The following is a 12,751-nucleotide window of genomic DNA, read 5'->3' on the forward strand; positions in this document are numbered from 1 at the left end:
ATTAAAACATCCCTATTTCAGTTTTTACCCTTCCAATGATTTTTATATCATCAATGCTGCAATCAAACGCCATACCTACACCGCTAACGCGAACCTTACGCACAGGGATACGTGTCAGCGTTCTGATACTGATTTTGTCTTCAATCTCAACAAGCCATTGACCGTCATAAACATCGGCAAACGTTTGATCGATGATGTACTGCATCTTTTCGTCAATTACGCAAATAGGATTTTCCGGCAGCGGAACACCAGGAAGAAACATCACTTTATCAAACATCACATAGCCAGAATCGTAAAGCTGTCCGTCGATTAGTTTCTTGTGGGGAAACTTGAGTATATCAAGCGCCTCATCGTCAAATTTTTTGCCATGACCAGTAGAGAGCCATTCTAAAGATGCACCTGTTTCAGCTACACACCTAACCACCATGTCAGCGGGAAAAACGCCCCGTTTGAACCTTGCAGAAAGGCTGCTTGATGCCATATCAAAATGGTCTGCAAGTTGTAGTTTTGATGTGAATCCATACGCTTCAACTACGCGATCAAGCACATCATTACTGTGTTCTATTTGCTCGAATGGAAATTTACTCATAAGTGCCACTCTCGCGACTTAGTCGAAATTATGTTGATTTGTAGATTAAGTCGAAGTAGAGTTTCTCCAAGTTGTAGTTTTAGTCGAAAGTTAATGAGCGTTGCTGCGCTCTACTGAACGGAGAATATTGCCTTATGCGCCCTAACATTACAATCACCATCCCCATTCCTTACATGCCGTTAGATGAGTACTGCCGCCTTACTGGCACACCAATTGGCACTGCCCGCGACATGATTCGTGATGGCCGTTTGCCTATCCGTGGCAAGGCCGACAAACCCCGCGCTAAAGTTGAAATCAACATGGCCGCGCTAACCGTTCAAGCATTAAGCGAATGTCGTATTTCGCTTAATGCGAATCCATCCTAAGTGTCGGGGCAGGGATAGCTATGTTTGATTATCAGATCGCTAAACACCCGCACTTTGATGCCGCTTGCCGAGCGTTCGCGCTGGCGCACAACCTTGAAGCCGTCGCCGCCGCGATTGGCGTCCGTTCACAGGTATTGCGTAACAAGCTGAACCCCGAACAGCCGCACCGCTTAACGTGCTGTGAACTGTTGGCTATTACCGATCACACGGAAGACGCCACGTTACTGGATGGCCTGCTGGCGCAAATCAACTGCTTGCCGTCTGTGCCACGCAATGAGGCAAAGTCACACAATGTGACGATGTTTGCATTGAGCGCCACGGCTGACGTGGGCGCGATCGCTGGGGAAGCGGTATCAAGTGCTCCAATGTCTCAGGCGCGTAAAAACGCCATTCTCAATCGGGCAAACAGCGCAATCCGTAATCTGTCGCTGATTGTGCTTTCTGTCGAATCCCGATTCCAATCAACGCCGATGATGGCCGCAGCCGTAGACGTGCTGAATTCGGCTATGCCGGTATTCGCGTAAGGAGGCAATTGATGATTCATAACCCAGAAATATGGCTGCACGCTGCCGATGATGCCGCGAACAGCTTTTTATCTCAGTCTATCGAACAACGCGAGAGCGGCAATGATAACGGTTTTTGCAAAATTAGCGTTTTATCGTCGCTGGAAGGGTTGGCCGATTCGGTTTATTACCTCAATTATCCGCTGTACAAATTCATCAAAATCCACACAAACCAATGGTATAGCCGTGGAATGTCACTACCGCCAGAGTTTGCCGCCGCTTGGGCTAAACGTCTTTAACGTAAAGGGGAGTTATATGATTTCTGTCGCTCGTTTACTTACCAACCAGTCGCCTTCACCACAACTGGCGAACGGTAAAGGCTGGCTGGAACTGCCAAACGGCCAGCGCGTACAACCGACACCGAAGCAAGCCTACTTTGCATCGTGGAGCAAAAAACCGTATGTACCTGCAACGCCGCGCCGCTCGTTGTGGCGTCGCTTGATCGGGGCTAGGGGGTAATCATGCATCATGATGCTTTAGATTTGCCCGAACCGCTTAAGGCCATGCGCCGCATGATTTCGGGAACAGATAACCCTGCCGAATTGTTTTGGGAGTCAGCGACACCACGCGAACGTGAAGATCTGATCTTCCATTGCCGCCCTAAGCTGGGGAAAAGCCACGTTGCCTATAACTGGGCTGACTTTGACACTAATCAGCGCCGTGTGTTGTGGAATGGCGTGTTAAGACTGCGCCATATGTATGAGAAAACCGCCACGTTTCAGCCTGGGCATTTTGGCCGCAGCGTGTTTGTTATCACTCGTTCCGAACCTGAAGCGGAACAAAGCGAAAACCAGTCAATTAATTAACCCGTAATACGCCTTTCTTTTTTACAGCCTCTATCGGCTGGGGATTCGTATTACCTAAAAACAGGAAAACCATCATGAGAAATATCGAAACACGCCGTACCACAAGCACGGTCGCCGACAATGGCGCACTGTTGGAGTTGATGAGAAACGCACGGCTGGACGAAAAGAAAGACCAGCATTTCTCGTTTGCTCTGCGTCTTTCTGCGCTGACTGTCCACTTTCAGCAAAAAGAGTATTCCGCGCCTGAGATTATCGAGCTGCTGCGCAAAGAGGCAGAGCGATTCGAGCACTCAGCACAGGAGATCATTGCATGAACCACGTCATGATTGATATCGAAACGATAGGGGCGAACCCTAAAGCGCCAATTTGTTCGATTGGTGCAGTGTTCTTTAACCCTAAAACGGGTGAGCTGGGTGAGCAGTTCTATTGTCGCGTCGATTTTGAAAACGACATGCTGAACGGCGCGGTGCCGGACGGCGGCGCTATCAAATGGTGGTTGCGTCAGTCCTCAGAGGCTCGCGCTGAATTAATTAGTGATGATGCAACCCCAATTTGGGACGCACTCAGCGCATTTAGCGACTGGCTGACTGATAACGCTGAAAGCCTAAAAACGTTAAAGGTATGGGCGAATAGCCCGTCGTTTGATTGCACGATCCTGAAAACAGCGTTTGAGCGAACGGATATTGATGTTCCGTGGAATTACTGGAATGAGCGTGACGTCAGGACGATGAAAGAAGTCGGGTTCGCCATTATGGATATGGAGCGCTTTCTTAGACTCGGTACGGCAAAAATCATCGGTTTTAAGCATAACGCGCTGGATGATGCGATCAGCCAAGTCGCGTTGGTTTCTGCGGTTATGTCTCGGTTGGTTCAGAATAACGGCGGTGAATTATGATCCGCCCGTTCATCAAATGGGCGGGGGGTAAAACCCGCGCCCTGCCTGATTTGCTGCCGCTCCTGCCCAAAGGTGATGTTCTTATAGAGCCGTTCGTCGGTGGTGCGTCGGTGTTCCTGAATACTGAATATCGCCATTATGTACTTGCTGATATCAATCCAGACCTGATTAATCTGTATCGCGTTGCGGTTGCTAACACTGATTTGTTAATTTCAGACGCAAAAGTGTTATTCCAGTACGGCAACAATAAAACTGAATACTACGTGCGCCGCCGCAGCTTTAACTATCAGTGCCGTGACGGAGGCGTGCCAAACTTGCCAGCGGCTGCATTATTTTTGTATCTAAACCGACACGGTTATAACGGGATGTGCCGCTATAACCGTGATGGCGGTTTCAATGTTCCATTTGGTCAGTATCGTGCCCCGTATTTTCCAGAGCAGGAAATAAGGCTGTTTGCAGAAAAGGCGCGTGATACAAAGGCCATTTTCAGGGTTGCCCCGTTTAGCGAGACTATAACGAGGCATGCCCGCCCTAGTGCGGTTATCTACTGCGATCCGCCGTACCTGCCCGCTAGTGATACCGCTAATTTCACGCAGTATCACACAGCGGCATTCTCCATTGATCACCACATCACATTAGCTGCTGCGCTGGCTGATGCTAATCGCATACATGGTGCTCAGTGCGTGATTTCAAACAGCGATACCCCCGCCACGCGGGAGATTTATCAGGGGTTTAAATTCCATGAAATCGCTGTTCAGCGCTCTATCAGTGCTAACGCTATTACTCGCGGTGCCGCAAAGGAAGTGATCGGCGTGCTGACGGCCAATTGTCAGGAGTCATTGCCGCTGCTTAATGGTTCAACGCTGCGTGGCTTGAATACCGGCTTCAGCGGTGAGTTGCGGGGGATGGGGTTATGACTATCGATTCCCGTTGTTTTTCTGTCGATGCAATCAACATTAACTCAGTGTCTGGCGGTAAAGATTCGCTGGCACAATGGCTGTTGGCTATTGAGTCAGGCGTACCAACCATCCGCGTATTTGCTGACACAGGCCATGAACACCCGCAAACAATGGAATATCTTGATTATCTGGAATCCAAGCTGGGGGAAATACGCAGAGTTAAAGCCTCGTTTGATGACCGTATAGCAGGAAAACGTAAATTCATTGCTGAGCGCTGGCCTGTCACGCTGGTAACTGAATGCGGTATGACTGATGCACAGGCCGCCGCAACGGTTGCCCGTGCGCTTGATGTTCTTCATCCAACGGGTATCCCTTTTCTGGATTTGTGTATGTGGAAAGGCCGATTCCCCTCCACTAAAGCCCGCTTTTGTACTTTTGATCTAAAACACGCGCCTATTCGTGACCAGATCGTCATGCCGCTGCTGGCTGAATATGACGAGGTTATCAGTTGGCAAGGTGTACGGGCGGAAGAGTCTCCAGCACGCGCATTGCTGCCAGAATGGGAAACAGACGTAGATAATACACCAGGCTTACATGTCTACCGCCCGATACTGACATGGACTCATGCCGATGTGTTTGCATTGGCACGCCGTCACGGCATTAAACCCAATCCACTCTATCAGCAGGGATGCAGCCGCGTAGGCTGTATGCCATGCATCCATGCGAGAAAATCTGAGTTAGCGGAAATATTCAGCCGCTGGCCAGAAGAGGTGACGCGTGTGGCTGAATGGGAACGGCTGGTTGCTGCTTGTTCTCGCCGTGGTAACAGCACGTTCTTTCCTTCGACTCAAGACCCACGTAAATCCGAACGCCGTATTGAGTTCATCAGTGTGGAATCTCACGGTATTGAAACCTATAGAGACTGGGCATTGACCTCACGCGGCGGCAATCAGTTCGATCTATTTGCAGGCATGAATGACAAGGCCGTTTGCAGCAGTGTTTATGCTGGGGTTTGCGAGTAATGCAACAAGCCGCAGAGCACAACGGAGATCATCACGCTGCCCTTAACTGGCAGCGTGAGCAGTTCGCGCCACGCGTGCCGGATGGCGTTAGCTATGTTGAGCGCATCCTATGGCATATGGACAAAACCGATCATGACTGGCGGCATCCGTATTTTTCCGACCTGCCGGATTACCTGGCTAAATATTTTGGTCAGCGCTACGAAACCCTATTTAAATCCGATGAACACAAAGGGCGCCGCCGCGCCAATACGTTTTTACGCCGCACGTTGGGTGAAAGCGTATTGCCACGCCTGCGCAAAATCATGCCGCGCTATCAAACGGAATTCCTGTCTGCCGGTGATATCCCGTTTCCGTTCTCTGACGATTTGGAAAAACTGCCGACATACGAACGCGATGATATCCGCCGCCTGTCTACTCAACTGGCGGATTTTATGGCAGCCAGCTTTCAGGACTATACCGAGCGGGGCATAGCGAATGCTGCCGATCTGGATATGCGCAAAATCACGTTGCTGGCGTTCCGGCATTTGGGGCGCTTAACGCTACAAGCTGGCACGCAGCCGCCTTACTGGGCGCAGTTCACCAAAGGCCGCAGGCCATTGCCGACGCACAGTGCTGAATCTGGCCTGCTGCGCATGATGTCGCCGGAATGGTGGCGCGTGCGCATTAAGCGTCGCCGTGACTTGCAACGTGAGCATATGGCCATCGCTGTAGGGCAGGTGCAAAAGGCGGCGTCTGCGTATGTTTCCCGTAGCGCGCTGGGTGAATGGATTGCGCAGAAGAAGCGAAATCGCGAGTTTTTTAAATCGTTCGATCTCGAAAATCCCGAAACGGGTGAACGGGTATCGATGAATGACATGGTTAACGGCAGTAATGCCAATCCAGCGATAAGGAGATGTGAGCTTATGGTGCGTATGCGTGGATTTGAAGATTTAGCTAACGAAATGGGCTGCGCTGGGGAGTTCTACACCATCACTGCGCCGTCAAAATACCACTCTGCGCACAGCGGCGGGGGATTTGTTAAGCAGTGGAACGGCGCAAGCCCGAGGGATACACAGAAATACCTGTGTAGCGTATGGGCGAAAATCCGCGCGGCATTGTCGCGGGAGGAAATCAGCGTGTTTGGTTTTCGCGTTGTGGAGCCGCATCACGATGGCACTCCCCACTGGCATATGTTGCTGTTTATGCCGCCTGAACACGTCGAGCAGGTGCGTGACATTATGTGTTACTACGCCCGTTATGCCGATTCGATAGAACTACAGAGTGAAGTAGCGCTGAAGGCGCGTTTCCACGTAGAGCCGATAGATGAATCCAAAGGCAGTGCGACGGGCTATATCGCCAAATACATTTCAAAAAACATTGATGGCTTTGCGCTGGATGGTGAAACCGATGAGGAAACCGGCGAAAGTCTGAAGGATATGTCAAAGGCTGTTTCCGCCTGGGCGTCGCGCTGGCGTATCCGTCAGTTTCAGCAGATCGGCGGTGCGCCGGTAACGGTTTATCGTGAACTGCGCCGCCTGCGCGATATCCAGTTGGATGATGCCCGAATGGATGCCGTGTTAGTTGCCGCCGATCTGGGTGATTGGGCGGCGTACACTCAGGCTCAGGGCGGTGCATTGGTATCACGCGATAATCTGGTCGTGCGTCTGGCATATGAAATTACCGAGCAGGGCAACCAGTACGCGGAAGACGTGCAGCGCATACAGGGGGTCTATTCGCCGCTGTTGGGTACTGCGTCAGAGGTCGTTACACGTTTGGTTACGTGGGGCATTGTTCCGAAGTTGGCCGTAGCGCCAGCGGAGGCGGGCTTTTCTGGCGGCTCTGCCGCCCCTTGGAGTTCTGTCAATAACTGTACGCAGGGGAACCGGCGACGATTATCCGAGTTGTTAAAACAGCGTGGTTTTAGTGGAGAAAATGAGCAGGTCAGCATTTTGTTACGGGGCGGGAACCTGTCGCTAGGCGGGGATCGCATGTTGCGAATGGCTAACGGCCAGTTGAGTGAGTATGAAAAATCAACGGATTGCGAGTTGTGGGACGGCTGGAATTGGTAATCGGCATAGCCAGAAAAGACTGTGCTGGCCAACGCATCGAGCATAGTCAGAAATGACACGGCTGCAGCACAGATGGAAATAGCTATGCGGTACCAAAAGGGGGAAATAATGGGATATCTTGGAAGTAAAGCTGTGTCAGGCGCGTATCAGAAAATTATCGCAAGCATGCCGCCGCATGATACTTACATTGAAACGCATCTGGGCAGTGGGGCGGTGATGTTCTATAAGCCGAGAGCACTGCGGAACTATGGCGCGGATTTGGATGAAACCGCACGCATACAGACGTTGCAGCGCTGGAAAGACCAGGGAATTAAGCCGCCGAGCCTAGATTTTTTTCACGGTGATGCAGTCTATTTTCTGGAGGGATTGAAGCTAAACGGAGTGATAACGGGTGTATCTGGTTTTGCCAAATTGGGGCGGGTGCTGGTCTATTGTGATCCGCCCTATATGCCGGAAACACGTACTAGTCGCGCTCGCTACCGTTATGAATATACCGTTGCCGATCATGAACGCCTGTTAGCCTGCCTCATGAGCCTGCCGGAAAACGTCAGCGTAATCCTGTCTGGCTATCCATCACGGCTTTACGACGAGACATTAGCAGGCTGGCGTAGCATGGAATTTCAGGCTATGACGCGTGGAGGTGTGCGCACTGAAAAAATATGGATGAATTACCCAGAGGGCGCGGCATATAGCGCGGCGTTTGCTGGTAAAGACTATATCGATAGGCAGCGCATCAAGAGAAAGGCGGCGCGCTGGGCCGAGAAGTATCGGACGATGCCACACGCGGAACGGCTAGCGGTGATGGCTGAATTAATGAAAGTTGATGTGAGTAATTAGCTGTCCACATAAATGCTTTAAAATACAATGACCTTATCCAGTATTAATTAAGAAATATTTTGATATACTGTTTGTATATACAGTTATTTGAGGGCGCGGAATGGACGATTTAGACGTAGTTACGGTGTTAGAACGTATAGCGCTTTTGACACGGTTTGTATGTGTGGATGAAAGCAGTGAGAAGGATCGCCAAATAGCATTGATTTGGATAGGTGAATTGTCTGAGCAGGTAAAAGAGGGGGTTGTTCTACGAAATAAAAACACCACCGATTCACGGTGGTGCTGATTTATGCGGCTGGAGCTTTTAACAAGTCCAGTGCCATTTGTCTTTGTTGAGGGGATAGGTTTTCGATCACCGTTTGTAGTAATTTATCGCCAGTTTTGGCACTGGGGCTGAGTGAGTGTGAAAACGTTAAATTCATAACAAATGTGTGGCCGCACTCAACGTCTGAGCAGGCGCAGTAAATATCCGCTATTTTACGATGCTTGCGGTTAGTCTTCCTTATTACTGCTTTTTCGCCGCACTCAGGGCATTCTATTTTTAAAACACGCATATTTCTGGCTCCCAGCGAATCAAACTGCTGGGATTTTAACGGGTTCTGTCTCATGGTGCATTCTACTTCGCTTTATCATCGGTAATTGATGGGGTTTCAACGTCAAATCTTAGATGTAAATGCGCTGGGATCTCGTTGTCTGTATTCACACCGTTCATGAATTTTCGTTGCAGCGGGACGACCTCATCCTTTCTATATGTCGTGCGGGCCGTGTCAGGGTTGCCCATTACCGCGCCATTGGTGGGAATGATGCCCGCCAGGCCAGCTGGGAAGCGGTGGGCGGTAAAAATATCCTGCGCGGTGATCCCTTTGATGTTGGCAAACTCATCTTTTGCACTCACTTCCCCAACGGGCATTAATTTGACGCCATCTACGCCACCTTTCGGGATGCTGATGAACATGTTTCTAAAATTTCCCAGCCCCTTCGACTGTTCAATTTTTTCCTTAATTTCTGCTTCGACCTCGCTTGTGATGTTAGGGTCGTTAGCGTAGAGAATGAAGCCCATGTGCGCCCCGTTGTTGTAGTAACGGCGGCGAAATATGGTGGCTTCGCTGTTGAGCAGTGCGGAATGAATCCCCCCGATGTAATCCGGCAAGCCGTAAACCTGCTGGCGCGGGTCGTACGTTTTGAAAAAGACAATATCTTCAGGTTCATAAATCAGGGCTGGCCCCTCCTGAAGGATGACAAAGGAACCATCCTTCCGGCAGCGCAGGTAAAGTGAAGGCAGCGGAAACAGGTCGATCACTTCGCCAAACACATTGCGGATCTTCAGGATGGCAACGTCCCCAAACAGCAGGTAATCAAACGCCATTTGTTCGACCTGGTCAGTGGTTAGCCCGCCGCTGATATAGCCGCCTGCCACCATGTTTCGCCGTGCATACAACACGCCGCCGTGTTGGGCGTTGAGGTTGGGCAATTGAGACAGCGCCAGCCTGTCGATGGGTAAACGCCAGTGATTATATTCATTGTCATACCAGATATTGTGGTAATCCGTGCCGGTTGTCAGGATAGGTTCCGGTTCGCCGAATGTGATCACGCTGCCGCGCCCTGGTGTGAACGTCTCTGCGTTTCCTGTTGCGGCCTTGAATTTCTTATTACGTCTCTTTGTCATGCTGCTTTCCCGAATGCCCAGGTCGATGGGCGGTCAAATTCGTGATCGATAGGTTCGTTAATAACCGCGTGTGATATGGCGAAGAAAACATCCGCATGGCCGGTTGCGTCGGAGCGTTCAGCAACGAATGTCAGTGCGTTGCCACTTTTGGTCGTTGTGCGCCGGATAGCCATAAATGACGCTGGGATTTCCGCGCGTTCCTTGTTGGTTTCGTCTATCGCGTCTTTTGCCCATTCAATGCGTTTGCGCTCGACAACGTCGATCATCTTCATGACCAGGCGGTTTTTGCTTTCAACGCTGTAAAGAATGGCGGTGGCTTCACGGGGCGCGAACTTGCTGACCAGGTCATATACCCCCTTGCCGATGCCGGTTGTGTCGATACCGATATACGTAATGTTGAAGCGGCGCATGAGCTGTTTTATCTGATCGGCCTGCCAGCTAAAGTTAAGCCCCTGCCATTGCCAGATTGCCAGAACGCGGAAGCGCTCGCCGTCATGGATGGGGGGCGCGATTATGACAAACGTGGAATTATCACCAGAACGAGACGGGTCAAAGCCTGCCCAGACTTCACGGTTGCCGAATGGCCGTGCGGCGGTCGGGTCATAGTCGCCCCAGGTTGCCTTATCCACTTCGCAGCCAACCAGGGCGGAAAATTTGAATACCGCGTCTTTGCTGTCAACGAACTGGCACATATAGAGCATGGCGAACGCGGTCGGGTTGTATTTATTGCGCAGGCGCTCGATGTCAACGAGCGCCCCCAGGCCGCCTGCGATCGCGTCTTCCATCGTAATGACATAACGCCAGATGCCATCGGGGCAAATAATCCCCTCGCGCATGGCGCTGTCTTTCGGGAACTCAACGCCTTTACGTTTCGGATCGTCACCGCGCCACTCGTCGCCAGTCCAGACCGGATACGCCTGATGCGTTTTTGCGCTGGGCGTTGAAAAGTAGGTCGTTCTGAATTTGTTATGTGTCGCCATTGCGCTGGCGACTTCATGCAGACGCGTGAATTTTGGGATCCAGAAGACTTCATCACCATACAGATGGCCGTTAAAACCTTGCGCGGTGCTGGCGTTTGTGGACAGAAAGCGCAGGATTGCACCGTTGCTGAGGCGGATGTTTTTACCCGTCAGCGTGATGCCAAAATGGTTTTGTGCGATCTGGACAATATACTCGCGGAAGATTTCAGACTGGGCGCGGGACGCTGAGAAGAAAACCTGATTGTCACCGGTGACGACGGCATCTTCAAACGCTTCCCAGGCGAAATAGTAGGTCATGCCGATTTGTCGGCTTTTCAGGATGAAGCGCCAGTCTTCATCTTTGTGATCGCGACAGTGTAGCTGGTACTCGAAAAGGTGTTCCTGTGCCCACGTATCCAGCATTTCAGGCGTCAGGGCGGAAACATCGTTTTTCTTATACCGGCGCTTTCTTTCTCCTGGTTCTCCGCCCGCTGCACTGAGGCAATACCCTTCACCATCATAGGCCGCTTTTTTGGCTTGCATTTCCGCCATTTTTTCGGCGTGCTTATTTTGCTGCGCCATTAGCTTGACGTGGTGAGCAATCAGATCCCGAAGCTCTTCCAGCTCCAGCGATGTTTTTTTCTCGCGTCCTGTTAGTTGATCGATGCGTCGGGCAATAACATGCTCGACTGATTCAACGGGCAGCAGTGATGCCCACTGGCCTACATCAGCCCAATGGTAAATAGTGCGCGGCGGCAGGTTTAATTCCTGTGCGATGTCTTTCGGCACCCAGCGTTTAATATACAGGGCGCGTGCCGCGTCTTTTATTTCATCGGAGTATTTAGCCATGAGGCTATTATGACGGGATTATTCTGCCGTAATTATCAATAAATATCGGTAAAAAGCGGATAAGCGTTTATATCCGAATACATCAGAAATAAAGCGGTCGCGAACAATTAATCAATTGGTAATACTGACTACCGCAAACGAAATGCCGTTATTTACTTTTTCAACGAAGGTTATTATGCCGCAATCTCATTACCGCACTGATTGGTTATGTATTGCCACATCTGGGCAGGCTGTGGACGGTCGTATTATTGAAGCGCAATGGCTGATTGATGCGGCAGAAACCTACACCCGTAAAACCTATACCGCCATGATTTGGCCGCACCATCCGCAATACGATATCGGTGAACGTGAATTTACCTGCAATCTGGGTGAAGTGGATGCACTGAAAGTGGAAATAGACGGTGATGTTACGAAGTTATATGCCCAGTTAGTGCCGAATCAATTTTTAATTGATGCCAATCGAATGGGGCAAAAACTGTTTACGTCTGCTGAGTTTATTTCTGATTTTGCGGGAAACGGGCGGGAATATCTTTTCGGTTTGGCGGTAACGGATATTCCGGCCAGTCTGGGAACGGAAAAACTCAAATTCGTTTTGGCTGGAGAAGAAAAGGACGCCGAGCGCGGGAACCTTGAAACGTTCAGCCTGGGAAAATTACAGACGAATAAATCAGATAAAAAAGAATCTTTCTGGTCGCGCTTATTTTCGACCAGTAAAGAGTTTACGCCAACACCAGAACCTAACACTGATAAGCCCAACGAGGGTGAGGAACAAAAGATGGAAGAGCTAAAAGCCCTCATCCAGCAATTGCTGGAATTGGTCAAAAGCGGCAAAGACGCTGCCAGCGGTGATACCGACGCGGTTGATACGCCGGAGCAAGCTGCTGAAGAGGTAGCGGGTATCGCAGAAGAGATCGCCGATGCCGCTGAAGAAGTGGCTGTTCTTGCGCAGGACGTTGTTGATAACCCAGGCGATGAAGTCAAAGCGGCGGAATTCACCGTTGCAAAAGCCAACCTGGCAAAAGCAATGAAGGCGTTCAACGTCACCCCAGAGAAGCGCCCTCGTTCGCGCCCTCGTCGCCGTGAGTTTTCCGCACGTCGTCAGCCCGCTAACCAGCCTGCTAACGATGCAATGGGCGATCTGACCACGCAATTGACCACGGTTTTGACCAAGTTGTCAGCGATGGAGGACGGCAGCACACGTCGCCCGAACAATGCACCAAACGGCAGCAATAAACCGTTTGAGTTTGTTTAAC

16 protein-coding genes are annotated in these 12,751 nt (G+C 50.7%); 12 read left to right on the forward strand and 4 right to left on the reverse strand.

The genetic code is table 11. From position 1 onward, the window contains the following. Position 1: 1 nt before the first annotated feature. Positions 2 to 589, reverse strand: coding sequence for a phage repressor protein CI (locus DMB82_RS03185; protein ID WP_116164128.1), 588 nt, complete (start codon positions 587 to 589; stop codon positions 2 to 4). A gap of 134 nt (positions 590 to 723) precedes the next feature. On the opposite strand from DMB82_RS03185, the gene DMB82_RS03190 reads away from it, so the two are divergent. The 11 genes from DMB82_RS03190 to DMB82_RS03240 all read left to right on the forward strand — a co-directional run bounded on the left by DMB82_RS03190 (position 724) and on the right by DMB82_RS03240 (position 8,024). Then, positions 724 to 954: a regulator gene (locus DMB82_RS03190; RefSeq protein WP_116164130.1), complete on the forward strand. Its 231-nt coding sequence runs from the start codon at positions 724 to 726 to the stop codon at positions 952 to 954. A gap of 20 nt (positions 955 to 974) precedes the next feature. Further along, positions 975 to 1,478, forward strand: a complete 504-nt coding sequence (locus tag DMB82_RS03195) for a phage regulatory CII family protein (RefSeq protein WP_116164132.1) — start codon at positions 975 to 977, stop codon at positions 1,476 to 1,478. A gap of 11 nt (positions 1,479 to 1,489) precedes the next feature. Next, entirely contained in the window at positions 1,490 to 1,756 is a 267-nt protein-coding gene (locus DMB82_RS03200) for a hypothetical protein (protein ID WP_116164133.1), read from the forward strand. 16 nt (positions 1,757 to 1,772) lie between these two features. Further along, entirely contained in the window at positions 1,773 to 1,976 is a 204-nt protein-coding gene (locus DMB82_RS03205) for a phage filamentation protein Fil family protein (protein ID WP_116164135.1), read from the forward strand. Positions 1,977 to 1,978: 2 nt separating this feature from the next. Further along, positions 1,979 to 2,323, forward strand: coding sequence for a hypothetical protein (locus tag DMB82_RS03210; RefSeq protein ID WP_039275347.1), 345 nt, complete (start codon positions 1,979 to 1,981; stop codon positions 2,321 to 2,323). Positions 2,324 to 2,397: 74 nt separating this feature from the next. Beyond that, the gene (locus DMB82_RS03215; protein WP_116164136.1) at positions 2,398 to 2,637 is read left to right on the forward strand and encodes a DUF2732 family protein; all 240 of its coding nucleotides are present in this window, start codon (positions 2,398 to 2,400) and stop codon (positions 2,635 to 2,637) included. Further along, positions 2,634 to 3,218, forward strand: coding sequence for a 3'-5' exonuclease (locus DMB82_RS03220; RefSeq protein WP_116164137.1), 585 nt, complete (start codon positions 2,634 to 2,636; stop codon positions 3,216 to 3,218). Before DMB82_RS03215 ends, DMB82_RS03220 begins: the two co-directional genes overlap by 4 nt. Beyond that, positions 3,215 to 4,135, forward strand: coding sequence for a Dam family site-specific DNA-(adenine-N6)-methyltransferase (locus DMB82_RS03225; RefSeq protein ID WP_116164138.1), 921 nt, complete (start codon positions 3,215 to 3,217; stop codon positions 4,133 to 4,135). The genes DMB82_RS03220 and DMB82_RS03225 overlap by 4 nt, the downstream gene beginning before the upstream one ends. After that, positions 4,132 to 5,139 carry a phosphoadenosine phosphosulfate reductase domain-containing protein gene (locus tag DMB82_RS03230; protein ID WP_116164139.1) on the forward strand — a complete coding sequence of 336 codons (1,008 nt, stop codon included), beginning with the start codon at positions 4,132 to 4,134 and terminating at the stop codon, positions 5,137 to 5,139. The genes DMB82_RS03225 and DMB82_RS03230 overlap by 4 nt, the downstream gene beginning before the upstream one ends. Beyond that, positions 5,139 to 7,187 (forward strand): replication endonuclease, encoded by a 2,049-nt coding sequence (locus DMB82_RS03235; protein ID WP_116164140.1) that lies wholly within the window; start codon positions 5,139 to 5,141, stop codon positions 7,185 to 7,187. Before DMB82_RS03230 ends, DMB82_RS03235 begins: the two co-directional genes overlap by 1 nt. 108 nt (positions 7,188 to 7,295) lie before the next feature. Beyond that, positions 7,296 to 8,024 carry a DNA adenine methylase gene (locus tag DMB82_RS03240; protein ID WP_116164141.1) on the forward strand — a complete coding sequence of 243 codons (729 nt, stop codon included), beginning with the start codon at positions 7,296 to 7,298 and terminating at the stop codon, positions 8,022 to 8,024. Positions 8,025 to 8,311: 287 nt separating this feature from the next. Here DMB82_RS03240 and DMB82_RS03245 read toward each other — a convergent pair whose 3' ends face one another. The 3 genes from DMB82_RS03245 to DMB82_RS03255 are packed head-to-tail and all read right to left on the reverse strand — an operon-like array spanning position 8,312 to position 11,498. Beyond that, the gene (locus DMB82_RS03245) at positions 8,312 to 8,632 is read right to left on the reverse strand and encodes an Ogr/Delta-like zinc finger protein (RefSeq protein ID WP_116164143.1); all 321 of its coding nucleotides are present in this window, start codon (positions 8,630 to 8,632) and stop codon (positions 8,312 to 8,314) included. 8 nt (positions 8,633 to 8,640) lie between these two features. Beyond that, the gene (locus tag DMB82_RS03250; protein WP_116164145.1) at positions 8,641 to 9,690 is read right to left on the reverse strand and encodes a phage portal protein; all 1,050 of its coding nucleotides are present in this window, start codon (positions 9,688 to 9,690) and stop codon (positions 8,641 to 8,643) included. Further along, positions 9,687 to 11,498 carry a terminase large subunit domain-containing protein gene (locus DMB82_RS03255; RefSeq protein ID WP_116164147.1) on the reverse strand — a complete coding sequence of 604 codons (1,812 nt, stop codon included), beginning with the start codon at positions 11,496 to 11,498 and terminating at the stop codon, positions 9,687 to 9,689. The genes DMB82_RS03250 and DMB82_RS03255 overlap by 4 nt, the downstream gene beginning before the upstream one ends. Before the next feature lie 175 nt (positions 11,499 to 11,673). On the opposite strand from DMB82_RS03255, the gene DMB82_RS03260 reads away from it, so the two are divergent. Next, a complete protein-coding gene (locus DMB82_RS03260) occupies positions 11,674 to 12,750 on the forward strand; it encodes a GPO family capsid scaffolding protein (RefSeq protein ID WP_116164149.1) in 1,077 nt (358 codons plus the stop codon). Position 12,751 lies beyond the last annotated feature (1 nt).

Source organism: Pectobacterium aquaticum (genome assembly GCF_003382565.3).
In the GTDB taxonomy this organism is placed as follows: Bacteria; Pseudomonadota; Gammaproteobacteria; order Enterobacterales; family Enterobacteriaceae; genus Pectobacterium; species Pectobacterium aquaticum.

Bases quoted from the DNA above. Each gene is read 5' to 3' on its own strand.
- DMB82_RS03185 (WP_116164128.1), bottom strand. From the start codon at position 589: ATGAGTAAATTTCCATTCGAGCAAATAGAACACAGTAATGATGTGCTT.
- DMB82_RS03190 (WP_116164130.1), top strand. From the start codon at position 724: ATGCGCCCTAACATTACAATCACCATCCCCATTCCTTACATGCCGTTA.
- DMB82_RS03195 (WP_116164132.1), top strand. From the start codon at position 975: ATGTTTGATTATCAGATCGCTAAACACCCGCACTTTGATGCCGCTTGC.
- DMB82_RS03200 (WP_116164133.1), top strand. From the start codon at position 1,490: ATGATTCATAACCCAGAAATATGGCTGCACGCTGCCGATGATGCCGCG.
- DMB82_RS03205 (WP_116164135.1), top strand. From the start codon at position 1,773: ATGATTTCTGTCGCTCGTTTACTTACCAACCAGTCGCCTTCACCACAA.
- DMB82_RS03210 (WP_039275347.1), top strand. From the start codon at position 1,979: ATGCATCATGATGCTTTAGATTTGCCCGAACCGCTTAAGGCCATGCGC.
- DMB82_RS03215 (WP_116164136.1), top strand. From the start codon at position 2,398: ATGAGAAATATCGAAACACGCCGTACCACAAGCACGGTCGCCGACAAT.
- DMB82_RS03220 (WP_116164137.1), top strand. From the start codon at position 2,634: ATGAACCACGTCATGATTGATATCGAAACGATAGGGGCGAACCCTAAA.
- DMB82_RS03225 (WP_116164138.1), top strand. From the start codon at position 3,215: ATGATCCGCCCGTTCATCAAATGGGCGGGGGGTAAAACCCGCGCCCTG.
- DMB82_RS03230 (WP_116164139.1), top strand. From the start codon at position 4,132: ATGACTATCGATTCCCGTTGTTTTTCTGTCGATGCAATCAACATTAAC.
- DMB82_RS03235 (WP_116164140.1), top strand. From the start codon at position 5,139: ATGCAACAAGCCGCAGAGCACAACGGAGATCATCACGCTGCCCTTAAC.
- DMB82_RS03240 (WP_116164141.1), top strand. From the start codon at position 7,296: ATGGGATATCTTGGAAGTAAAGCTGTGTCAGGCGCGTATCAGAAAATT.
- DMB82_RS03245 (WP_116164143.1), bottom strand. From the start codon at position 8,632: ATGAGACAGAACCCGTTAAAATCCCAGCAGTTTGATTCGCTGGGAGCC.
- DMB82_RS03250 (WP_116164145.1), bottom strand. From the start codon at position 9,690: ATGACAAAGAGACGTAATAAGAAATTCAAGGCCGCAACAGGAAACGCA.
- DMB82_RS03255 (WP_116164147.1), bottom strand. From the start codon at position 11,498: ATGGCTAAATACTCCGATGAAATAAAAGACGCGGCACGCGCCCTGTAT.
- DMB82_RS03260 (WP_116164149.1), top strand. From the start codon at position 11,674: ATGCCGCAATCTCATTACCGCACTGATTGGTTATGTATTGCCACATCT.